The 21,581-nt window shown below is 71.6% G+C and carries 20 protein-coding genes and 1 tRNA gene; 11 read left to right on the top strand and 10 right to left on the bottom strand.

The window, feature by feature from the left end; all coding sequences use genetic code 11:
- Window positions 1–66: 66 nt before the first annotated feature.
- Window positions 67–795 (bottom strand): 3,4-dihydroxy-2-butanone-4-phosphate synthase, encoded by a 729-nt coding sequence (gene ribB, locus EXE44_RS15225; RefSeq protein WP_121563586.1) that lies wholly within the window; start codon window positions 793–795, stop codon window positions 67–69.
- On the bottom strand, window positions 795–1,553 hold the full coding sequence (locus tag EXE44_RS15220) for a DUF120 domain-containing protein (RefSeq protein ID WP_137717850.1): 759 nt from the start codon (window positions 1,551–1,553) through the stop codon (window positions 795–797). Before EXE44_RS15220 ends, ribB begins: the two co-directional genes overlap by 1 nt.
- 258 nt (window positions 1,554–1,811) lie before the next feature.
- On the opposite strand from EXE44_RS15220, the gene EXE44_RS15215 reads away from it, so the two are divergent.
- From EXE44_RS15215 to EXE44_RS15195, 6 genes are all read left to right on the top strand, one after another.
- Window positions 1,812–1,883: transfer RNA gene (locus tag EXE44_RS15215), tRNA-Ala, on the top strand.
- Window positions 1,884–2,191: 308 nt separating this feature from the next.
- Window positions 2,192–2,320 (top strand): hypothetical protein, encoded by a 129-nt coding sequence (locus EXE44_RS21930; protein WP_255510283.1) that lies wholly within the window; start codon window positions 2,192–2,194, stop codon window positions 2,318–2,320.
- A 91-nt stretch (window positions 2,321–2,411) separates the two neighbouring features.
- Window positions 2,412–2,990: a MaoC family dehydratase gene (locus EXE44_RS15210; RefSeq protein WP_137717849.1), complete on the top strand. Its 579-nt coding sequence runs from the start codon at window positions 2,412–2,414 to the stop codon at window positions 2,988–2,990.
- The gene (locus EXE44_RS15205; protein ID WP_137717848.1) at window positions 2,987–4,501 is read left to right on the top strand and encodes an acetyl-CoA hydrolase/transferase C-terminal domain-containing protein; all 1,515 of its coding nucleotides are present in this window, start codon (window positions 2,987–2,989) and stop codon (window positions 4,499–4,501) included. Before EXE44_RS15210 ends, EXE44_RS15205 begins: the two co-directional genes overlap by 4 nt.
- A gap of 154 nt (window positions 4,502–4,655) precedes the next feature.
- The gene (locus EXE44_RS15200; RefSeq protein ID WP_235681744.1) at window positions 4,656–5,717 is read left to right on the top strand and encodes a TAXI family TRAP transporter solute-binding subunit; all 1,062 of its coding nucleotides are present in this window, start codon (window positions 4,656–4,658) and stop codon (window positions 5,715–5,717) included.
- A gap of 53 nt (window positions 5,718–5,770) precedes the next feature.
- Window positions 5,771–8,038, top strand: a complete 2,268-nt coding sequence (locus tag EXE44_RS15195) for a TRAP transporter fused permease subunit (protein ID WP_137717847.1) — start codon at window positions 5,771–5,773, stop codon at window positions 8,036–8,038.
- A 100-nt stretch (window positions 8,039–8,138) separates the two neighbouring features.
- Here the strand turns inward: EXE44_RS15195 and EXE44_RS15190 are convergent, their stop codons facing one another.
- The gene (locus EXE44_RS15190) at window positions 8,139–9,341 is read right to left on the bottom strand and encodes an acyl-CoA dehydrogenase family protein (protein WP_137717846.1); all 1,203 of its coding nucleotides are present in this window, start codon (window positions 9,339–9,341) and stop codon (window positions 8,139–8,141) included.
- Window positions 9,342–9,505: 164 nt separating this feature from the next.
- On the opposite strand from EXE44_RS15190, the gene EXE44_RS15185 reads away from it, so the two are divergent.
- From EXE44_RS15185 to EXE44_RS15175, 3 genes are all read left to right on the top strand, one after another.
- Window positions 9,506–10,699, top strand: a complete 1,194-nt coding sequence (locus EXE44_RS15185; RefSeq protein WP_137717845.1) for an MFS transporter — start codon at window positions 9,506–9,508, stop codon at window positions 10,697–10,699.
- Window positions 10,700–10,799: 100 nt separating this feature from the next.
- The gene (locus EXE44_RS15180; protein ID WP_137717844.1) at window positions 10,800–12,113 is read left to right on the top strand and encodes an MFS transporter; all 1,314 of its coding nucleotides are present in this window, start codon (window positions 10,800–10,802) and stop codon (window positions 12,111–12,113) included.
- 107 nt (window positions 12,114–12,220) lie between these two features.
- A complete protein-coding gene (locus EXE44_RS15175) occupies window positions 12,221–12,673 on the top strand; it encodes a universal stress protein (protein WP_121600315.1) in 453 nt (150 codons plus the stop codon).
- Window positions 12,674–12,682: 9 nt separating this feature from the next.
- Here the strand turns inward: EXE44_RS15175 and EXE44_RS15170 are convergent, their stop codons facing one another.
- The 5 genes from EXE44_RS15170 to EXE44_RS15150 form a co-directional block, all read right to left on the bottom strand.
- Window positions 12,683–14,071 carry an MmgE/PrpD family protein gene (locus EXE44_RS15170; RefSeq protein WP_137717843.1) on the bottom strand — a complete coding sequence of 463 codons (1,389 nt, stop codon included), beginning with the start codon at window positions 14,069–14,071 and terminating at the stop codon, window positions 12,683–12,685.
- 65 nt (window positions 14,072–14,136) lie between these two features.
- Window positions 14,137–14,586 carry a hypothetical protein gene (locus EXE44_RS15165; RefSeq protein ID WP_137717842.1) on the bottom strand — a complete coding sequence of 150 codons (450 nt, stop codon included), beginning with the start codon at window positions 14,584–14,586 and terminating at the stop codon, window positions 14,137–14,139.
- 40 nt (window positions 14,587–14,626) lie between these two features.
- On the bottom strand, window positions 14,627–15,928 hold the full coding sequence (locus tag EXE44_RS15160; protein ID WP_137717841.1) for a ribonuclease R family protein: 1,302 nt from the start codon (window positions 15,926–15,928) through the stop codon (window positions 14,627–14,629).
- 97 nt (window positions 15,929–16,025) lie between these two features.
- The gene (locus EXE44_RS15155; protein ID WP_137717840.1) at window positions 16,026–16,883 is read right to left on the bottom strand and encodes a hypothetical protein; all 858 of its coding nucleotides are present in this window, start codon (window positions 16,881–16,883) and stop codon (window positions 16,026–16,028) included.
- A gap of 36 nt (window positions 16,884–16,919) precedes the next feature.
- On the bottom strand, window positions 16,920–17,291 hold the full coding sequence (locus EXE44_RS15150; protein WP_137717839.1) for a hypothetical protein: 372 nt from the start codon (window positions 17,289–17,291) through the stop codon (window positions 16,920–16,922).
- 172 nt (window positions 17,292–17,463) lie between these two features.
- Between EXE44_RS15150 and EXE44_RS15145 the strand changes: the two genes are divergently transcribed.
- Both EXE44_RS15145 and EXE44_RS15140 read left to right on the top strand, forming a co-directional pair.
- Window positions 17,464–17,946, top strand: a complete 483-nt coding sequence (locus EXE44_RS15145; protein ID WP_137717838.1) for a cation:proton antiporter regulatory subunit — start codon at window positions 17,464–17,466, stop codon at window positions 17,944–17,946.
- Window positions 17,947–18,034: 88 nt separating this feature from the next.
- Window positions 18,035–19,270, top strand: a complete 1,236-nt coding sequence (locus EXE44_RS15140; RefSeq protein ID WP_137717837.1) for a cation:proton antiporter — start codon at window positions 18,035–18,037, stop codon at window positions 19,268–19,270.
- Between the two features lie 456 nt (window positions 19,271–19,726).
- Here EXE44_RS15140 and EXE44_RS15135 read toward each other — a convergent pair whose 3' ends face one another.
- The gene (locus EXE44_RS15135; protein WP_137717836.1) at window positions 19,727–20,026 is read right to left on the bottom strand and encodes a DUF5789 family protein; all 300 of its coding nucleotides are present in this window, start codon (window positions 20,024–20,026) and stop codon (window positions 19,727–19,729) included.
- 302 nt (window positions 20,027–20,328) lie between these two features.
- Entirely contained in the window at window positions 20,329–21,489 is a 1,161-nt protein-coding gene (locus tag EXE44_RS15130; RefSeq protein WP_137717835.1) for an aminopeptidase P family protein, read from the bottom strand.
- Window positions 21,490–21,581 lie beyond the last annotated feature (92 nt).

Here is a 21,581-nt window from a genome sequence, read left to right as displayed (position 1 = left end):
CGTGCTCCTCGCGGCCGCCGGTGGCGGCCGCTCGCAGGCACGCGCCACCGCGAAGCGTGGAAGTGGTTACTTCAGCGCCTCGACGAGCGCCGCGCCCTCGACGTAGGGGATGTCGCGGCGGGCCGCGTAGGCGGCGGCGTCCGCGGGTGCGAGCGCGTCGCCCGTCTCGTCGTCGAGCATCTCGCAGACCACGGCGGCGGGCGCGGCGCCGACGGCCTCGGCCATCGCGAGGCCGAGTTCGGTGTGACCGGTCCGGCCGTCGAGGCCGTCGCGGTCGCCGCGCAGGACGTGGACGTGGCCGGGCGCGCGGAACTCGGCGGCGAACTCCTCGGGCCCGTAGCCGGTCGGGTCGTCGCGGACCCGCGCGGCCGCGTTCGCCACCTCGACGATGGTCTTCGCGCGGTCGGCGTCCGTGATCCCGGTGAACGTCTCGCGGTGGTTCACGGGGAGCGAGAACGAGGAGCGGTCGTCGTAGTCGGGGTCGTCGTCGACCGCGGGGTGGTCGAGCGCGTCCGCGAGGAACGGTAGGTCGAACGCGTCGCCGACCGCGTCGCTCACGGCCACGCAGATCAGGCCGCCGGCGTCGTTGCGCATGTGCGCGACCGCGGCCTCGTCGACCGCGCCCGCGGGGTAGACGATGTCCGTCTCCCCCTCGCGGTCCGCGAAGTCGTGGACGCAGACCGGGTCGCCGGCGCGGAAGGCGTCGAGCGCGCGCTCGACCGGGTCCGTCCCCTCGGCGGTCTCGCCGGCGTCGGCCCCCGCCGCGTCCGGGTCGGCGTCGACGTCGGCGCGCATCAGGCGACCTCCGTCTCGACCGCGGCCGAGCCAGGCTCGTCGGCGCGGCTCGCGGGCTCGACGCGGACCTCCACGCTGTCGCCGTCTTCGAGGTCGAGCGCGTCGCGCAGCCGGTCCGGCGCGATCAGTTCGAGCTGGTCGTCGTCGTGGTGGGTCCGGTCGGGGACGATGGCGTGGACCGCCTCGTAGCGCTCGCCGTCCGCGACGAGGGTGACGCCGTAGCAGGTGGCCGCGCCGTAGGTGCGGTCCTCGCCCTCCCACGCCTCGATCGGGACGGCGTCGATACCCGCCATCTCGCCGCGTCGGCGGACGCTCTCCTCGGTGAGGTTCACGTTGAGCGTCCCCGGGAACGGGTCGTAGCCGAGCCGCTCGCGGAACTGCTCGGCGTACCCCGGCAGCGTGATGTAGTGGCGCCCCTCGCCCATCCCGCCGGTGACCGCGCCGCGGAGCGAGAGCTCGACGTCCGACTCGAACAGCCGGCGGTAGTCGGCGTACTCCGCGCGGAGCGCGGCCTCGCCCGCGTCCGTCACGCGGACCCACTGCCCGTCGCTGACCACGTCGCGCTCGACGTAGCCCGCGGATTCGAGCGTCTGGAGGCGCCGCGAGGCGGTCTGCGTGGAGGCGTCGAGCCGGTCGCCAAGCGCCGCGCACGACACCTTCGTCTCGGAGAGGCCGCCGACCAGCCCGACGTGTTTGAGGGCCGCGAGCGCGGCCGGGTCCACGTCGGCCGTCGCGTCGGTCGCCGTCGCGTCTGACATACCGAACGCTCGGTCGTCCGCGGTCAAAAGGGTAACGAATGTGGGATGCGTCTCAAAAACGTTAATCGACAACCGGCGGCGAGGATCCGCGTCGTATCAGAAAATTCGCGCTCGCGGTACCTAATCCCGTCGGTGCCGGCCGGGTTCGCGGGTGTCGGGGACACCGGCCGAACTCGTTCGGTCGACGGGTGGGAGCCTCTCGCGTACCGGTCGGCGAAAGGTAAGGTACAAATACGAACGGCGATTGCTTCGTCTTGAGGGCTCGTAGATCAGTGGCAGATCGCTTCCTTCGCAAGGAAGAGGCCCGGGGTTCAAATCCCCGCGAGTCCATGTTTTTGCGCCGCGAGCAACGTCGCGAGCGGCGCATCTCTTAATGAGCGGGGATTTGAACCCTACCAGTCGCGCGCAGTGAGCGACGCGAGCGAGCACGTCTGGTAGGGTTCAGAATCCCCGCGAGTCCACTCCTTCACTCCTTTCAGTCGTTCAGTCGTTCCCTCGCGTGGTCCCACTCGCTCACTGCGTTCGCTCGCGGGACCCCCGCGAGTCCACTCCTGCGCTCGCTTCCTTCGCTCGTTAGGCCCGCGAGTCCGCTTCGTCCGTTGGAAGCGATTAAATACTCTCGGCGAATCCGTCGGCGTATGGGCGTCTCCGAGATACTCGAGGGCACGAACCTCACGCACCGGCAGATGGGGATCATCATGGTCGGGTGGATCCTGCTCGTCACCGTCATCTCCGTCGGCCTGCTGCTGTACACGTCGTCGCTGTAACGCCGGTGCGGCCGGTTCCGACGGCGTGACCGATCCGGCGGACGGGGCCGCGAGCGCAATCCTCTTTTAGTCGTTCGTTGTCGGGAGCGGTATGGCACGCGACAGCGACGCACACGACGGCGAGGAGACGGACCGCCGGCTCGTCGGCGGCTGGGAGGGGCGCTACTACGAGGACTTCGCGGTGGGTGACGTGTACAAACACCCCTACGGGCGGACGGTGACCGAGACCGACAACGTCTGGTTCACCAACCTCTCGATGAACCTCAACCCGATGCACTTCAACGAGGCGTACGCCGCCGAGACGGAGTTCGGCGAGCGCCTCGTCGACGGCACCTTCGTCATCGCGCTGGCGGTCGGGATGAGCGTCATCGACGTGTCGGCGAACGCGACCGCGAACCTCGGGTACGATAAGATCCGCCACCACGCGCCCGTCTTCCACGGCGACACGCTGTTCGCCGAGTCCGAGGTGATAGCGAAGCGCGAGTCCTCCTCGCGCGACCACGTCGGCATCGTCACCACGGAGCTGCGGACGTACAACCAGGACGACGAGCTGGTGCTCTCCTTGGAGCGCACGCCGATGGTGCTCAAGCGGTCGCACGCGCAGCCGAGCGCGGCGCAGCCGACGGGGTGGCCCGAGGGGATCGGCACCCAGCCGGAGGACCTGGAGTGACGCCCGCGCCCTCCGGCCCCGCGGCGCCGACCCTCGACGACCCGGTCCCGGCGACGCGGCTCGGCGGCGACCTGCCGTTCGCCGCCCCCGAGGAGGCGGCCGCGCTCGTCCCCGAGACCGCGACGCTGCTCGTCTCCGGCTTCGGCGGCGTCGGCTACCCGAAGCTGGTCCCCGAGGCGCTGGCGGCGGCCGACGGCGAGCGCGAACTGACGGTGATCTCCGGCGGCGGCGTCGGCGACGAGATCGACCGCGACCTCGTCGAGTCCGGCGACATGGCCCGGCGCTACCCGTTCGTCCCGAACGAGACCGCCCGCGAGGCGGCCAACGAGGGCCGGCTCGCCTTCCACGACCGCCACATCTCGCGGCTCGCCGACGAGGTGCGGTTCGGCGGCCTCCGCGCGGGGATGCGCGGCGAGACGGTAGCGGTCGTCGAGGCGGTCGCGGTCGGCCCCGACTGGCTCGTCCCCTCCACTTCCATCGGCCACACGCCCGCGTACGTGGGCGCCGCCGACCGCCTGATCGTCGAGGTGAACCGCGCGCAGCCGATCGACCTGGCTCGCGTCCACGACGTTCACGTCCGCGACGACCCGCCGAACCGGGCGCCGATCCCGCTCGACGACCCCCTCGGCGAGACCGGCGGCCCGGCGGTCGGGTTCGACCCCGAGAAGCTCGCCGCGGTCGTGGAGACGGACCGCCCGGACGACCCCTACGAGTTCCGCGATGTCTCCGCGACCGACGAGGCCATCGCGGCGAACCTCGGCGGGTTCCTGGAGGCCGAACTCGACCGCAACCCCCTGCTCGCCGACGCCGTGAACCTCCAGTTCGGCGTCGGCAGCCTCGGGAACGCGCTGATGGGCGCGCTCGCGGACGTGGACTTCGGCGACCGCGACGTGGCGTACGTCGGCGAGGTCGTCCAGGACGGCCTCCTCGACATGCTCGACGCGGGCGACCTCCGCGGCGCGAGCGCCACTTCGCTGGCGCTGTCGAGCGAGGGGCAAGAGCGGCTGTTCGCGGACGTCGAGCGCTACGCCGAGGACGTGGTGTTGCGCCCGGCGGACGTGTCGAACGCGCCCGAACTCATCGACCGGTTCGGCGTCGTCGGCGTCAACAGCGCCGTCGAGGTCGACCTGTACGGCAACGTGAACGCCACCCACATCGGCGGCACCCGCGTCGTCAACGGCATCGGCGGCGGCGGCGACTTCGCCCGCAACTGCCGGCTCGGCGTCGTCGCGCTCCCCTCCACGGCGGTCGGCGGCGACGTCTCGCGGGTCGTCCCGCTGACGCCGCACGTCGACCACACCGAGCACGACGCGAGCGTGGTCGTCACCGAGCACGGCGTCGCCGACCTCCGCGGCCTGTCGCCCCGCGAGCGCGCCGAGGAACTGATCGCGGTGGCCGACCCCTCCTTCCGCGAGGACCTGGAGGCGTACCGCGCGCGAGCGGCCGAGGACGGCGGCAACACGCCGCATCACCTTCCATCGGCGTTCTCGTGGGGGTCGACTGACTCGTAGCCCCGCGAGATCTGTTTTTCCAACGCGTAAGCAGTGAAAAAACCCGGACTGTTACTCGGACCGTAGTTTCGATTTCCGGCCGATCCCCTCGCTTTCCGTCAATTCTCGGGCGCGACGATACCCTTTTAGCGGTCCACGATGTTGGCGGATCTACATGGTAGATAGTGACAAGACGACTCGACGTGACGTTGTGAAGGGCGCGGCCGCGATGGGCGCCGTCGGACTCGCCGGCTGTTCCGGCGGCGGCGACGGCGGTGACGGCGGCGACGGCGGCGGCGACGTGACGGTCACCATCGGCGGCACGTCCACCGGCAGCTCGACGCAGGCGGCCGGCCAGGCGCTCGCCCGCGCCGCCTCCCAGCACAGCGACTTCCTGAACATCTCCGTTCAGGAGACGCAGGGCTGGACGGCGAACCTGTACGCCTACGACAACGGCGACATCCCGGCGATGGGCGTCGACAACAACTCGCTGGCGAAGGCGCTCAACGAGGAGGGGCCGTTCGCGGAGGATCCCGTCGACACCCTGCCGAACCAGGGCTTCCTGTTCACCTCGCTGCAGATCCACTGGGTCGGCCTCAACGACAGCGTCGAGTCCGTCGCCGACCTCCGCGAGGGCGGCTACACGATCTACCCGATCCAGCCCGGATTCGGGACGCGGCTGCTCACCGAGGAGATCCTCAAGGAAGCCGGCATGTGGGAGCCGAACGAGATCCTCAACCTCGACACGGGCGACATTCCCGGCGCCGTCGAGGAGGGCCGCGTCGACGCGCTCTGTCTGTACGGCGCGAACGGCGTCGCCCTCTCCGGCTGGTGTCAGAACGTCGACGTCCGCTCCGGCGGCGGCCTGAACCTGCTGGAGGTCGACGACGAGTTCCGCTCGGTCATCGAGGAGCACCCCGGCGCGATCCTCGAAGAGGTCGAGCCGTACGGGTACGAGCAGGACGTCACCGCCTACACCGACACGATGACGACCTGGTCGCTCGCCGGCCAGTGGGCGTTCAGCCCCGACATCCCGGCCCGCGCGACCGAGGAGATCTGCCGGCTCGCCATCGAGCACGAGGAGACGCTCCGCGAGTCCGACCCGACGACGCTGGAGTACTCGCCCGAAGCGATGACCCAGACCGTGATCCCGGAGATCGACATCCACGCCGGCGTGGCGAACTTCTTCGAGGACAACGACGTCTGGGAGGACTCCTGGAGCCGCGGCGACGAGTAGCCCCGACGACGCGCGCACAACCACCCTGACCACCCCCTTTCACCCTTTGACGGATGGCCACCAACCCCGACACACCACCCGACCCGACCGATCCGCCGACTGACCCCGACGTAGCGGAGGACAGCCTGCTCGCCGACGAGGAGTCGCTCGACCTCGCGGACGGCGACCGCGGCAGGAGACAGCTCTGGCTGTATCTCCTCTCGCTGCCGCTCTGGGTGGCCGTCGTCTTCGGCCCCACCGTCGTCGCGCCCGCGCTGCTGGGCACCGAGATAGACGGGTCGACGACGATGGTCGGCATCGCCGGCGTCGGCGGCGTCGCCGTCGTGGCCGCGGCGATCCTCTGGCTCGGCTCCGGCATCGAAGAGCGGCTCCGCATGGCGCTCATCTGCTACTCGATCCCGTTCTGGACGATCGTCATGTGGTACTCGTACACCCAGCAGATGCCCCGCGGGCAGTACGCGGTCGCGTTCCTCGGCGGCATCCTCGGGCTGTACGTCCTCTCGGAGCTCGACGAGCCGCTGATCGAGGGCAACTGGATCGAGACGGCGCTGCTCGTCGTCTCCGGGCTGATAACCCTGGGAACGAGCGGCTACCTCTTCCTGAACTACCAGCAGGTCGCGATCGACACGGTCGGGCGCGCGACGGAGGCGCAGATCATGCTGGCGTTCGCGTTCACGCTCGCGATGATCTACCTGACCTGGCGCTCGTTCGGGATCACCTTCCTCGCCGTCGTGCTGATCGGCATCGGCTACGGGCTGGCGGGCCCGCAGATGCCCGGCGCCCTGAGCCACGGCGGCCTGAGCCCCTCGCGGATCCTCCGGATCCTCGTGGTGAGCGTCGACGGCTTCTTCGGCTTCCTCACCCGGTTGGTGGCCGCGTGGATCGCGTTATTCCTGCTGTACGCGGGCCTGCTGAAGGCGTACGGCGCGTTCGACCTCATCCTGCGGCTGGCGGTCCGCTCGGCGAAGTACGTCGACTCAGGGATCGCGCAGACGGCCGTCATCGCGAGCGCGGTCATCGGCTCCGTCAACGGGAGCCAGACCGCCAACGCCGGGATGACCGGCTCGTTCACCATCCCGCTGATGAAGGAGAACGGGATCAAACCGGAGACCGCCGGCGGCATCGAGGCGGTCGCGTCGACCGCCGGCCAGGTGCTCCCGCCCGTGATGGGCGCGGGGGCGTTCATCATGGCGTCGCTCATCACCGGCGTCACCTACGTCGACGTCATCATCGCGGGGCTGATCCCCGCCGCGGTCCTCGTGGTCTCCATCGCGATGGCCGTCCACTACGTGGCGGCCCCGCAGATCGACGACCCCGAGATGGACGGCCTCATCGGCGATCAGATGGACCGCCGGACGGTGGTCCTGGAGTCCGTGAAGTACGGCGTGCCGCTCGTCATCCTGATCTACGTGCTGGGCGTGCTCCAGTACACGGTGATGACCGCGGCGCTGTACACCGCGCTGTCGATGATCGCCTTCGGGATCGGCGTCCCGCAAATCCAGGCGGCCCTCGACGGCGAGAGCAACCGCGAGACGTTCGTCGAGACGCTCGAACAGACGATCGACGGCTTCCGCGAGGGGGTCATCGTCGTCGCGCCGGTGACGATCATCCTCGCGGCGATCAACGGCGTCGTCGACATCCTGATGGCGACGGGCGTCCCGACCGCCATCTCGCTCACGCTGCTCGACCTGTCGGGCGGCATCGCCATCGTCGCGTTCATGCTGGCGATGATCATCTGCATCATCCTCGGTCTCGGCATGCCGACGACCGCCGCGTACACGGTCGTGGCGCTGCTCGTCGCGCCGACGCTGATCAACCAGTTCGCGGTGCCCGAGTTCGCGGGCCACTTCTTCGTGTTCTACGCCGCCATCCTGGCGGGGCTGACGCCGCCCATCGCCACCTGCGTCGCGGTCACCTGCGGCATCTCCGGCGGCGGCTTCTGGGGGAGCTGTAAGGAGGCGCTGCGCATCTCCGCGCCGCTTTTCGTCCTTCCCTTCGCCTTCGCCTACCACCCCGAGCTCGTCTCCGGGAGCTTCAACTACGCCTCGCTGTCCGCCGGCGTGCTCGCGATGCTCGGCTCGCTCGCGATCATCCACGGGATCAACTACCAGTTCGTGTTCGGCCGCGGGCAGACGTACGGGCTGCGGATCGCCTTCTTCGTCGCCGGCGTGTTGGCGATGGTCCACCCGATGCAGATGGTCCAGTTCGGCGCCCTGGCGGCCGTCCTCGCGCTGTACGGGCTCCAGACGGTCATCGGCCGCCCGAACCCGCTGGGGACCCTGCGCGGCGCGGCGGGCATGATCTCCGGCCGGAAGCGGTAACCCGGCCGGCGACCCGCTTCCGCGGCCGTCCGTCGTCCAGATTTCTTTCCACCCTCTCCGCTCTCTTCTTCACCGTCGTCTCCGCGCCGCGAGCGGTCGCTCAGTACGACCGCGGCAGCCCCAGCACGCGCTCGCCGAGGTAGTTCAAGGCGAGCTGTTGAGTGACGGGGACGAGCCGCGTCAGGCGGGCCTCGCGGAAGTAGCGCTCCACGTCGTACTCGCGGGCGACCCCGAAGCCGCCGTGGGTCTGGACCGCGGCGTCGGCCGCCTCGAACGCGGCCTCGGCGGCGAGGTACTTCGCGACGTTCGCCTCCGCGCCCGCCGCGGTGCGTTCGAGGTCGTCGAGGCGGTCGGCCGCGCTGTAGATCACCTTCTTGGCCGCGAGCAGGTCGGCGTACGCCTCCGCGAGCGGGTGTTGGACCGCCTGGTTGGCGCCGATGGGGCCGCTGAACACCTCGCGCTCGTTCGCGTACTCGATGCCGCGCTCCAGGGCGACCTCGCCGAGCCCGAGGCACTCGGCGGCGATCACCAGCCGCTCCTCGTTGAGCCCGTCGAGGACCTGGTAGAACCCCTCGCCCTCCTCGCCGATCAGGTTCCGCGCGGGGACGCGCAGGTCGTCGAAGTACAGCTGGTAGGAGTGGACCGCGCGGCTCGCGGTCTTCGGGATCCGCTCGATCTCCAGCCCGTTCCCGTAGGCCTCCTCGAGGTCGACGAGGATCATCGAGATGCCGCGGGTGCGCTTGTCCACCTCGTCTCTGGGCGTCGTCCGCGCCATCAGGAGGAGGTAGTCGCTGTCCTCGACCCGCGAGATCCACACCTTCTCGCCGTTGACCACGTACTCGTCGCCGTCCCGCTCGGCTCTGGTCTCCATCGCCGTCGAGTCGGAGCCGGCGTTCGGCTCGGTGAGCCCGAACGCCTGGATGCGCGCCTCGCCGTCGGCGACGCGCGGCAGGAGGTCCGCCTTCAGCCCCTCGTCGGCGTACTTCACGATCGGGACGGAGTTGTAGATCCCGCCGTGGATCGACTGCGGGCCGGCGAAGCCGCCGCCGCTCGCGGCGATCTCCTCCATCATCACCACGGCCTCGCTCGTCGACATGCCCACGCCGCCGTACTCCTCGGGCACGAGCATGCCCAGCCAGCCGTCGTCGGCGAGCGCGTCGACGAACTCCGTGGGGTACGTCGCCGTCCGGTCGCGCTCGCGCCAGTACTCGTCGCCGAACTCGGCGCAGAGGTCCCGGACGCTGCGCCGCACGAGCGACTGCTGCTCGGTGAGTTCGACCGAGTCCCGCCAGTCCTGCGTCATGGGAGCACCTCCCGGCCGCGGCTCATAAGGATTCGTGACCGGGCAGTTCGTGCCGCCGAACGGGCGCTCTGAGGCGCCCGAGGCGGTCGCTCCGCGGGGTCGTCGCACCGTCGGGTTGCCGCGACGGCACCGCTTATGAACCGGGACGTGGTGGCGGGCGGTGAATGGACCGCTCCTACTGGCGCACCGTCTCCCTGGTGACGCTGTGGCAGGTGTCCGCGAGCGTCTGTTACTACACCGTCTTCGCCGCGACGACGTTCTTCCGCGACGAGTTCGGGCTCTCCCGGCTTCAGGTCGGCCTCGTCGTCACGACGCTGACGCTCGGGTACGCGCTGTTCCTGCTGCCGGTGGGGGCGATAACCGACCGCGTCGGCGAGCGGAAGACCCTCTCGCTCGGCCTCGTCGGCCTCGCCGCGGGGATGGTCCTCGTCGCCGGCGCGCCCTCCTACGCCCTCCTCCTCGTCGCCGTCTTCCTGCTCGGCTCCGTCTACAGCGTCGCGATGCCGGGGACGAACAAGGCGATATACGACAGCGTCCAGCCCGGCCGGCAGAACACCGCGATGGGGATCAAGCAGGTCGGCGTCACCGGCGGGAGCGGGATCAGCGCGCTGCTCGTCACCGGGCTCGCGGGGTACCTCTTCTGGCAGGCCGGCTTCCTGATCGCCGCGGGGTTCGGCTTCCTCGTCGCGCTCGTCTTCGGGGTCCTCTACCGCGGCGCGGGCGGCGGGACGGCGAGCCGGCCGGACCTCCGCGGCCTGGCGGGCAACCGGCCGTACGTCCTGCTCGTCGTCGCCGGGCTGTTCCTCGGCGCGGCGCTTTTCACGACCACGGGGTACACCGTCCTCTACGTCGAGGAGTCCGTCGGCGCGTCGGTCGCGTTCGCCGGCACCGTGCTGGCGGTCGTCCAGCTGTTCGGCAGCGGGGGGCGGCTCCTCGGCGGGTGGCTCTCCGACCGGCTCCCCGGCGACCCGCAGGTCCGGATCGGCGGCATCCTGCTCGTCCAGACGCTCGCGAGCGCGGGGCTGTTCCTCGTCGTCGCCCGAACCTCGACGGAGGCGACCGCCGCGGTCGCGTTCGCCGCGCTCGGCTTCTTCGTCCTCGGCTTCACGGGCGTCTACTACTCCGTGATGGCGACGCTCGTCCCGGCCGACCAGATGGGGAGCGCGACCGCCGGCTGTCAGGTCGCCCTGACCTCCGGGGCGCTGTTCGCCCCGCCCGCGTTCGGCTACCTCGCGGACACCGCCACGTACCGCGCGAGCTGGACCCTGCTTGCCGGGATCTGCGTCGTCGCCGCCGTCCTCGTCGTCGCCGTCATCCGCGCCGACCCGCCGGTCGGCGAGACGGCGATGGCGGAGTAGCGACCCCGTCGCCGTCCCCCGGCCGACGCGCGCCCGACTCTCGGCAACCGCGGCGGCTACCCCCGACGTTATCAGCCGACCCGCCGAACCGTCGGCCGACATGGACGCCGCCGAGCGCCGGATCGTCGGATTCACCGCGGGGTCGCACGGGCTCGTCCACACCTACGAGCTGTCGATCCCGATCCTGCTGACGGTGTGGGTCGGGCGGTTCTCGACGACCGCCGCCGCGCTCGGCGTCGTCGTCACGCTCGGCTACGGCCTCTTCGGCCTCGGGGCGCTGCCGGGCGGCATCCTGGTCGACCGGTTCGGCTCGAAGCCGCTCATCCTCGCCTGCCTCGTCGGGATGGCCGGGTCGTTCCTGCTCGTGAGCGTCGCGCCGACGCTCCCCGTCCTCGCCGCGGCCATCGCGATCTGGGGGCTCACCGCCAGCGTCTACCACCCCGCGGGGCTGTCGCTGCTCTCGAAGGCGGTCGAGCAGCGCGGGACCGCGCTCGGCTACCACGGGATCGGCGGCAACCTCGGCATCGCGCTCGGCCCCCTGGCGACCGCGCTGCTGCTGTTGGCGTTCGACTGGCGGCTGGTGACGGCGGCGCTCGCGCTGCCCGCGCTCGCCGTCGCGGCGTACGGGGTCACCGTCGACGTGGACGCGGCGCTTCAGTCCGGGGACGAGAAGGATCCCGACGGGGAAGATCCGGACGGGGTTGAGCCGGACGGGAAAGATCCGAACGGCGGGTCGAGCGACTCGTCCGGCGGGACCAAAGGCGAGGTCTCGCTGTCGTCGATCGCGACCGACACGCGGCTCCTGGTCGCCGGCGGGTTCCTGATCGTGTTCGCGTTCGTCACGTTCAGCGGGCTCTACTACCGCACGTTCCTCACGTTCCTCCCGGACCTGCTCGGCGACGTGCTGGGCGGCCTCGTCGACCTCCAGATCGTCGACCCCGAGAACCCCTACGCCGACCAGTTCGACGTGGGCCGGTACCTCTACGTGGCGGTGCTCACGGTCGGGGTGCTCGGCCAGTACCTCGGCGGCCGGATCGCCGACCGCATCCCGCCGGAGCGGGGCCTCGTCGCGGTGATGGCCGTCCTGTCGGCGCTCGCGCTGCTCTTCGTCCCGGCGACCGGCGCGGTCGCCACCTTCCTCGCGGTGTCGCTCGCCTTAGGCGTCGCGCTGTTCACGGTCCAGCCGCTCTCGCAGGCGACGGTGGCGGCCTACTCGCCGAGCGAGGCGCGCGGCCTCTCGTTCGGCTACACGTACGTCGGGATCTTCGGGATCGGCGCGCTCGGCTCCACGCTGGCCGGGACGGTCCTCACCCGCGCCGGGCCCCGCGAGCTGTTCGTCGTCCTGGCGGTCATCGCGGCGCTCGGCGCGCTGGCGGCGACCGCCGTAACCCGGTTCGCGACGCGCCCGGACTGATCCGGTGCGCCGTCGCCTCATTCCCGACTGACTCGCCGAGGCGCGGCGTTCGCGGGCCCTCGGATCCGGCGGGGGTGTTTAAGAAGGCCGGCGTTCAATCCCGCCGTATGTACCACGTCCTGTTGCCCGTCGACATCGAGACGGACCGCGCGCTCTCGCAGGTCGACATCCTCGAATCGCTCCCGGCCGACGCCGCGGAGATCGAGGTCACGCTGTTGCACGTGTACGAGTCCGTCGACGCGCCCGCCGACGAGGCGGGCTCGTCGGTCATCGACGAGATCAACGAGTCGATCGAGGACCTCCGCGGGATCCCCGACTCGCTGGAGGCCGTCGAGGCGCGGCTCGACGAGCTCGGGATCTCCCACGACCGGGAGCTCCACGTCGGCGACGCCGCGGACGCGATCCTCGCGGTCGCGGCCGACCGCGACGTCGACTCGATCGTGCTCGGGATGCGCGAGCGCTCCCCGGTCGGGAAGGCGCTGTTCGGCAGCGTCAGCCAGTCCGTCATCCTCAACGCGGACCGCCCCGTCATCGTCGGGAAGCCGTCCGACGACGACTGAGACTCCCTCTCACTCCGCCGTCGCCGCGTCGACGAGGTCCGCGACGGACCGCCCGGAGAGCGACTCGACGACGGCCGCGAGGCGGTCGGCGTCGACGCCGCTGCCCGCGAGCAGCCCCGCCGCCTTCGCCTCCGTCTCCGCGGCCGACATCGGCTTCTCCGGCTCGCCGAGCGGGACGCTCACCGACGCCTCGCGCGTCTCGCCGCCGGCGGTCACGGTCACCCGCGCGCCCCACGCCTCGGGGAACCGCGCCTCGATCGCCGGGTCGGTCTCCACGCTCGTCGCGTCCATCAGCCGACGAATCGCGGGGTCGTCCCACCGCGGCGGCCCGTCGAGGCGCCCGACCGCGCGCAGGAACGCCTCGGCGTCGGCGGTCCCCTCGGTCAGCGTCACGGCGGCGGCGAACGGCGCGGAGAACTGGCAGTCGACGAACCCCTCGGGGCGCCGCTTCGCCGCGATCGGCTCGCCCGTGAGCCGGACGCCCGCGCTCGGGATCGCGACCTCGATCCCCTCGACCGCGTCGGGGTCGACCGCGGGGGCTACCTCCCGGAGCCCGTCGATCGCGGCGTGGAGGTAGCGGCAGCACGGGTACGGCTTGCGGCCCGTCTCCGCGACCGCGTCGCGCTCGCTGATCCGGTCGACGGCGGCGGGGTTCGGCTCGTCGGAGTACCCTGAAAAGAAGCCGTGCTCGCCGTCGAGCGGGTCGGCCGCGCCGACGACCCCGGCGGCCGCGAGGTCGGTCGCCTCGATGCCGCGGCGCGCCGCGAGCCCGGGGTGGAGCCGCTTGTTCCACGCGCCGTTCGCGAGGAACTGGAGCGAGCCGGCCGCCTGGCTCCCCGCGATCCCGAAGGCGTCCCGCAGTTCGTCGGCGTCGAGGCCGCGGACCACGCCCGCCGCCGCGACGGCCCCGAACGTCCCGCAGGTCGCAGTGACGTGGAAGCCGCGGTCGTAGTGGGCGTCCGGCCCGACCGCCTCGCCGACGGTACAGGCCACGTCGTAGCCGGCCGCGACGCCCGCGCGGAACCGGTCCGCTGGCGTCTCCGGACCCTCACCCTCGGCCGCCGCGAGCGCGGCGGCGATCACCGGCGCGCCCGGGTGGAGCGAGGAGGCGAGGTGGGTGTCGTCGAAGTCGAGGCTGTGCGCGAGCGCCCCGTTCGCGAGCGCCGCGTCCGCGGGGGTCAGCCGCTCGCCGCTCGGGAGGACCGTCGCGGCGGCGTCGCTCTCGGGGTCGGGCGTCGGGCCCGCGACCTTCCGGACGCCGTCGAGGATCGCCGGCGTGGAGTCGGCGTGAGTCGCGCCGCCGACCGCGACCGCGAACCAGTCGAGGAGGTGCGCCGGGAGGTCCGGCCGGTCGGGGTCGACCGACAGGCAGTGGTCGACGATGCGCTGGGTTACCATGGCGGCGGGTCGTCGCCGCCGGCAATCAAGGTTCGCTCCGCGGCAGCCCCGCGCCGGGAACGGGGTCAATCGGTGTGTTCGTCGTCGGCCTCGTGGTCGGCGACTTCTTCCTCGTGGTCGTCGTCTTCCTCGTCCTCGTCGCCTTCGTGAGCGTGCGCGCCGGAGTCTTCGTCGCCGTCGGCCTCGCTCTCGGCCTCGACATCGATCGTCACGGGTCCGTCGTCGACCGCGTCCGGTCCGGACTCCGTCGCCTCGTGATCGCCCGCGTCGTCGTCACCGAACTCGTCGCGGTCGGCCGACTCCAGTTCGCTCAGCGCGTAGCCGACCGCGTAACCGGTCGAGCCGCCGAGGAAGGCCCCGATGCCGGCGCCGATCGGGCCGCCGCGGGCCCCGAGGACGGCCCCGGTGAACCCGCCGACCGTCGCCGCGCGCTCCGCGTCGCGCTCGGGGTCGCCGGTCGGTTCGAGCGGGTCCTTCGCGTGCCGGTCCGCGTCGCCGTGGTCGTGGGCGTCCATACCACGCCTTGCGGCCGCACGGGCGTATATCCCTCGCCGATCAGGCGGTGTGTTTCGCCTCCTCCGGGTCCTCGACGACCTCGACGCCGCGGTTGTTGACCGCGTAGGGGTCGAGCCCCTGCTCCTGGAGGAACTGCTTGTAGAGCCGCTCGGCGGTCTCGCCGTCCTTCTGCTTGTCGCTGGCGTGGTCGCACAGCTCGACGAGGGTCTCGGGCACGTCGTTCTCGTGGACGATCCAGTGGTTGATCGTGTCGGAGAGCCGCCGGATGGGCGAGGTGAAGTGGCCGTAGATGTCGAAGTTGAGCGCGTGGTGACCGCCGAACGGGTCGTTCATGTACTTCGCCCGGGGCATCACCTTCAGCACGGCGCGCTGGATCTTGTTGAGCTGGCGCTCCGGGGACTCTTCGAGGGCGGCGTTGACCGCCTTCCGCGGGTCGTCGCCCCACGCGTTGCCGGGGATCGAGACGCCGTCGAGCTCTTGGATCTCCTTGAGCGCCTCGTTCCACTGGTCGGGGGTCGGCTGCGGGTGGACACGGTACATCGCCTCGACGCCGCGGTCCCACATCAGCGTGTGCGTCACCGCCTTGTTCGCCTTCAGCATCGACTCCTCGATGATGGTGTGCGCGCGGTCGCGCCGGGGGTTGAGGACGAGCGAGCCGTCCTCCTTGCGCTGCTCGTGCATCCGGTCCGCGAGCTCGAAGGCGAGCTGGTTCTCCTCGCTCAGGGGGAGGTCGGGGTCGTCGAGCCGGTTCTCGCACTCCTTGTAGGTGAGCCGCTCGTCGGAGTTGATGACGGACTTGTAGATGTCGATGTCCTCGAACGAGAGGGTCTCCTCGTCTATCTCCATCTCCACGGTGTGGGCGAGCCGGTCCTCGTTCGGGACGAGCGAGCAGACGGTCTCGGCCAGCACCGGCGGGAGCATGTGGATCGTGTAGTCGGGCAGGTAGACGGTGTTCGCCCGCTCGACGGCCTCCTCCCACATCGCGGTGTCGGGCGTGACGTAGTGGGTCACGTCGGCGATGTGGACCCACAGCCGGTAGGCCCCGTCCTCGCGCTCGATGGAGATGGCGTCGTCGAAGTCCTGCGCGTCGACCGGGTCGGTGGTCCACGTGGTGAGGTCGCGGAGGTCCTCGCGCTCGTCGATCTCGGCCTCGATCTCCTCGTAGACGCCCTCGGTCCGGGCCTCGGCCTCGCGGAGGACCTCGTTCGGGAACTCGTCGCGGATCCCGAACTCCTCGAACAGCTCCTCGCGCTTCTCCGCGAGTCGGTCCGCGAGCGCCGGCGTGATCGTCACGGGGCCCTGGTCCTCGGCGGACCCCGGCTTCGGCTCGTCGTCTGACATACCTCCACCAACGCGGGTGCGTTAGAAAGGCCTGTCGGGCGGCGTGACGCGGGCGTCGTCTCTCGGTCGGGCGCGCCCGGTTCGTCCGAGCGCGCGGTCAGACGAGCGCGGCGACAGCCGGCGCCAGCGCCAGCGCGGCGACGGCGAGCGCGACCGCGCCGAGGACGACCGGGACCGCCGACGCGCCGACCAGTCGGAGCGCGGTCCGGCGCGCGGTCGCGTCCGAGACGACGAACGGCGCGCCGTCCGCGACCCGCGACTTCACCTCGCCGACCGGCGCGTCCGGGAACGCCGCGGCGTCGCCGACGACCGTCACCTCGTCGCCCGGGCGGAGCGCCCGCTGGACGTACCGCCGCCGCGGGTCGTCGCCGATCGTGAGCGGGCCGATCTCGTACCCGGTCTCCGTGTCGTCGACCTCGTCGACCGCGTCGATGAACCCCCGGACGCGCTCGGGCGGCTCCTCGCCGGCGTCGAGTTTGACCTTCTCGTCGACGTCGAGCGAGAACGTCGCCGCCGCGGGGTCGACCCGGACCCCGGTCCCGCCGGCGTCGACCCGGAACGGGACGCCGGCCTCCCCCCCGTCGATCGAGACCCACGACTGCCCCTTCCCCTGGCTGCGGAGCTCGGACACGTCGTACTCGACGCAGAGGCACGGGTCGCCGCCGAACGGCGCCGGGAGCGTATCGTCGTCGACCGCGGCGGCGCGGCCGGTGACCCGTATCCCCCGCTCCGCGCCGTCGAGTCCGGCCGGGTCGGTCGGCGTCGTTCGGAGGACCCGGACCGCGTCGCGGGCGCCGCTCGCGCCGCGCGCGAGGAGGACGATGCCGAGGACCAGCGCGCCGGCGCCGATCGCGGTCGGGACCGGGTCGAGGGCGCTGATCGCGGTCGGAACTGAGCCGAGGGAGTCGACGGCCGCCGGAACCGGCGTCGCGGTCGCTGCGTGGAGGGCACACATACCTATCCCCGCGGTACCGACCCGCGCTTGGTAGAACTATCGGTCGCGGTCCGAGCGGTCGCGGTCGGAGCGCGTGCGGTCGGAGCGGCCGCGGTCCGACCGGGCGCCGGCGTCGCCCTCGTCGCTCCGAGCGCCGTCGTCCGCCACCGCGTCGACGTAGCGCCCGAGGAACTCCTCGTCGCTGAGCCCGTCCGCCTCGATCGACCGGAGCAGCGATTCGAGCCCGTCGCGCGGCTGGTGGCAGATCTCGTCGTCGCAGTCGGCACAGAGGTACTCGAACTCCTTGTCGCGCCGGCTCCAGCGGTCGCCCTCCTTGTCGTACTCGCGCGCGTCCTCCCGCAGCACCGAGTCGCCGCACGCGATACACACGACCGTCCGCCGGTCCCGACTCCCGCGGGAGCCCCACATACCCGTCCCCTCGGACCCGGTCCACTTAGCGTTTGGTGCGACGACCGACGCGCGTCCGACGCGGGCGCCCGCCGGGACTCCGACGGCCCGCAGCGGGCGACGCGTCGCCCGGACTCGTCCCCCCTCGTCCGGCGACGTACAGACATATTACGGTGGGCTCTCTGTGCTCCGTATGACGATCACCGAGTCCGACCTCCCGGGGGTCGGGAAGAAGTTCGAGATCGAGTTAGGCGGCGGCGAGGAGATGGTCGTCGTCATCCACAACACGGGCAAACGGGAGGTGTTTCGCCGGTCCGACCCGGACGCCGACTCCGAGAAGGCGTTCGAGTTCTCCGACGACCTCGCGCGGACGATCGGCTCGATCATCGAGGGGGCGTACTTCCAGCCCGTCGAGCCCGATACCCAGGAGACGACGCTGCCGGGCGGCATCCTCTTGGAGTGGTACGAGCTGCCCCCGGGCTCGCCGCTCGTCGGAGAGACGCTGGAGAGCGCCGACATCGGCAACCGCACCGGGCTCGCGGTCGTCGCCATCCAGCGCGACGACGAGGTGCTCGACAGCCCGGGCGCCGGCACCACCCTCCGCGAGGGCGACACGCTGATCGGGGTCGGCACGCCGGAGAACTGCGAGGCGTTCGAGGAGATACTCACCGAATGACCGGCGGACTCGGCGCGTCGCCCCTCGGCGCCGCGGCCGCTCCGGGCGGTCCGGTGACCGCGACCGTCGGCGCTCGGGGTGAGCGGTAGTGGCGCTGCTCGACGTCGGCGTCATGTTCGTCGCGGTCGCGGCCGCCGGCGCGGTCGCGAGCCGCCTCGGCCAGTCCGTGATCCCCGCGTACATCCTCGTCGGGACGCTCCTCGGGCAGTACGTTCTCGGACGGCTCTCGCTCCCGGTCGTCGGGACCGCCTACGTGCCCGAGACGGAGTTCATCTCCCTCGGCGCGGAGCTGGGGATCGTCTTCCTGCTGTTCTTCCTCGGGCTGGAGTTCAACCTCGACCGGCTGCTCGCCCGGCGGGGCCCGATCGGGACGGCCGGGACGATCGACCTCGCGAACTTCGGGGTCGGGCTCGTCCTCGGGTGGCTCGTCTTCGGGGCGTTCCTCCCGGCGTTCCTGATCGCGGGGATCGTCTACATCTCCTCGTCGGCGGTGATCACGAAGTCGCTCATCGACCTCGGCTGGATCGCCAACGACGAGGCGGAGCCGCTGCTCGGCACCCTCGTCTACGAGGACCTGTTCATCGCGGTGTACCTCGCGGTCGCGTCCGCCCTCGTGCTCGGCGGCGGCGACGTCGCCGCGGCCGCCGCGGACGTCGGGATCGCGGTCGGGTTCATCCTCGTGTTACTCGCCGCCGTTCGCTTCGGCACGTCGGCGTTCGACCGGCTGGTGGCGACGGACAACATGGAGTTCGTCGCGCTCCGGGCCGTCGCCGCCGTCGTGTTCGTCGCCGGCGCGGCGCTCGCGCTCGGCGTCAGCGAGGCGGTCGCGGCGTTCTTCGTCGGGATGGCGTTCTCCGCGACCGGGCGGGCCCACGACATCGAGACGATCCTGGAGCCGGTCCGCGACGTGTTCGCCGCGGTGTTCTTCTTCTGGATCGGGCTCGTCACCGACCCCGCGCTGTTCGCCGACGTGGCGGCGCTCGTCGCCCTCGCGGTCGTCGTGACCACGCCGACGAAGGCCGTCACCGGCTACTTCGCGGGGCGCGCGTTCGACCTCGACGCCCGGCGCTCGACGCGCGTCGGCCTCGGGATGACCACCCGGGGCGAGTTCTCGCTCATCATCGCGACCGTCGCGGTCTCCGGCGCGGAGGCCGGCTCGTTCGACCCGGCGCTCGCGGCGACGATCAACGCGTTCGCGGTCGCCTACGTCCTCGTGATGGCGGTGCTCGGGACGACGCTGATGAGCTACTCGTCGCCGTTCGAGTCGCTCGCGACCGCGTGGCTGGATCGGGACGGATCGGACAGCGGCGGTGTAAACGGGTAGCGTTTCGGCGGTGCCGTAGCGCACGTATAAATAGTCGTCAACGGATCGGCGGCCAACACCGCCAAAGCCCCAGTCGCGAGGACAGCGCACGCTCGTTGCGCTCCTCGTCGCTCGTTTCACTCGCTCCTGCGGTGCTTACGTCGCCTGCGCTGTCCTCGCAACTGCCCCTTTGAGTCCCGCCCCTCCGGAAGACGTTCCTGCTCGCTCACTCCGTTCGCTGCGCGGGCTGCGACTTCCGTGCTCCCGCTCGCTGCGCTCGCGGCAACGCACAGCGACCACACCTCGCGCCTCCCCAGCCTCGTCAGTCGCCGTCGCTTCGCTCCGGCGACTGACTCCCTCGCACCGGCGGTTCGCGGCCCTTCGGGCCGCTCACCGGGGCGCGCCGACCGCCGATTTATAAATGTCTCTCTCGCCGTCTCGGCGGTCATTTATAAATAGCGTCGCCGCGCTCGTCGCTTACTTGGTCGCGACCGGGCCGCGGCCGACGACGTCCTCGACCGCCTGGAGGAAGTCGCTCCGGCTCTCGAAGAGGGGCACCTCCGAGTCCGCGAGCACGTCGTCGAGCGTCTGCGGGCCGTCGGGCGTCCGGATCTCGGCGTCGCCCTCCTGTTCGCGGACGTCGCTGCGCGTCGCGGGCCACATGAGCCGCGACGCGACGCGGGCGACCGGCTCGCCGGCCACGTCCGGCCCGTCGCCGAGTTCGACGGCCGGCGCCGCTTCCGCCTCCTCGTCCTCGTCCGCATCGGTGTCGCTCATGCCCCGCGGTTCCGCTCGGGCGACACTAATGGTTTCGATGCCGTCCGGTCGCCCGCGGGGCGAGCCCCGCCCGCTCGGTCCGACTGGGGGAATACACCCGGAATAATTCGGTAATACTGTTATATCATCCGGCGGCATTTACCGGTTGGGGGCACGGCACACGACTCCCGTATTCGCGTGTCGAACGTCGGCACGCCGGTCTCCGCCTCTTCCGTTTCGCGACACCGACGCCGAGCGGCGCGTCGCCCTCGACGACGGCCACGGCCACGAGCCGTCGGTCCCGCCGCTCGCCTCACCGCCGGTCACGCCCACCCGCGGTCGGTCCGGTTCAGGCGCTCGCAGCCGTCCTCGGTGACGACCACGAGGTCCTCGATCCGACAGCCGAACCGCCCGTCGAGGTAGATCCCGGGCTCGACGGAGCAGACCATCCCCGGCTCCAGCGGGCGGTCGTTGCCGGCGACGAGGTACGGCTCCTCGTGGACGTCCAGGCCCACGCCGTGGCCGGTCCGGTGGACGAACGCATCGCCGTACCCGGCCGCCTCGACGACCTCGCGCGCGGCGCGGTCGACGGCCGACGCGGGGACGCCGGGCCCGACCGCCTCGACGCCGGCCGCCTGCGCCTCGCGCACGACCTCGTGGACCTCGCGGTACGCCTCGCTCGGCTCGCCGCCGAAGGCGAGCGTCCGCGTCTGGTCCGACGGGTACCCGTCGACGCGCGTCCCGAAGTCCAAGACGACCGGCTCGCCAGCCCGGATCTCGCGGTCGCCGTGGCCGTGGTGGGGCTTCGCGCCGTTCTCGCCCGCCCCGACGACCGTCTCGAAGCTGACCCCGCGCCCGCCGCGCTCGGTCAGCCGGTCCGCGATCCAGTCGGCGAGCGCCGCCTCCGTCATCCCGACCGCGTCGGCGCCCAGGTCGCGGAGGTCGCCGACGACCGCGTCCGCGACCCCGGCCGCCTCGCGGAGGGCCGTCAGCTCGGCGTCGTCCTTCCGCACCCGGAGGTCGGCGAGCGCCTCGCTCGCGAGCCCCCACTCGGCGTCCGGCGCCGCCGCGCGGAGGTCCTGCGTGAACCGCGCCCACATCGTGTCGTCGACGAGGAGCCGCCCCGAGTCGAGCCCGCGGTCGGCGAGCAGCTCGCGCGTCGCCGCGACCGGGTCGTCGCCGTCGCTCCACGTCCGCACCTCCCCGACGGTCGTCGCCTCTCGGACCTGCGTCTCGTACAGCGCCGGGGCGAGCAGCGCCGGCTCCGGGTCGGCCGCGCTCGCCGCCGGCACGACGAGGAAGAAGTGCCGCTCGCCCGGCTCCTCGGCGAAGCCGGTGAGGTACTGGAGGTTGCGGCTCGGGAACGCGACCAGCCCCGCCGCGCCGGCCTCGTCCAGCCGCCGCGCCGCCAGCTCGCGCCGCCGCTCGTGCGGGTCGGCCGGTCGCTCCCCTCCCGACCGGTCCGCGTGTGCGTCGTCTGTCACGGGCCGGAGTTCGGCCTCGGTATATAAGTAGGGTGGCCTTGCGGTGACAGCAAGCGGCGCATAACTACGCCGGATCGGTCGCTACGTGATAG

The sequence above is a fragment of the Halorubrum sp. SS7 genome, from assembly GCF_005435055.1.
GTDB classification, from domain to species: Archaea; Halobacteriota; Halobacteria; order Halobacteriales; family Haloferacaceae; genus Halorubrum; species Halorubrum salinarum.
The sequence above is the reverse complement of the archived record's forward strand: the minus strand, read 5'-3'. Positions and strand labels throughout refer to the sequence as shown.